General features: G+C 68.6%; 1 pseudogene. It reads right to left on the bottom strand.

What is annotated here, in order from left to right:
* Positions 1–127: 127 nt before the first annotated feature.
* Positions 128–458, bottom strand: a pseudogene (locus J5M58_RS26825) (hypothetical protein); the annotation flags it as partial.

The raw sequence follows: 458 nt of genomic DNA, 5'->3' as shown, positions 1-458 counted from the left end.
GTCACATCGTTCTCCAGCGAACGGGTTGCGCGAAGCCGCTCCGGCGGCGAACAGCCCGCCGGAGACGACCGGATCGGCGAAACGAGGAAGGCGAAAAAACCGGCGAAACGCGGGAAAGCGGGAAACGTCAGGCCTGCACGACCGGCGAGCGCGAGCGCGGGCCGAACAGTGGCCGCAGCCCCGAGAAGAGCGGCGCTCTCGCCGTGCCCGGCGCGCGGCCGAAGCTCTCGGTGATGCGGTCGAGGATGATCGCGAGCAGCACGACCGACAGGCCGCTCTCGAAGCCCAAGCCGATGTCCAGGCGCTGGATGCTCGCGAGCACGTCGTTGCCGAGGCCGCCCGCGAATTTCGACAGCAGCGCGTTGTCCTTCAGCGCCTCGTAGATGCCGTCGAGATCGTCCGCGACCGTCGTCAGGTAGCACGACGACAGCTGCGAGCGGCTCGTGCCCGCGTTGAAC

This window comes from Pseudomonas sp. 32_A, assembly GCF_017490905.1.
Lineage (GTDB): Bacteria > Pseudomonadota > Gammaproteobacteria > Pseudomonadales > Pseudomonadaceae > Aquipseudomonas > Aquipseudomonas inefficax.
This window is presented reverse-complemented; position numbering and strand designations above follow the sequence as displayed.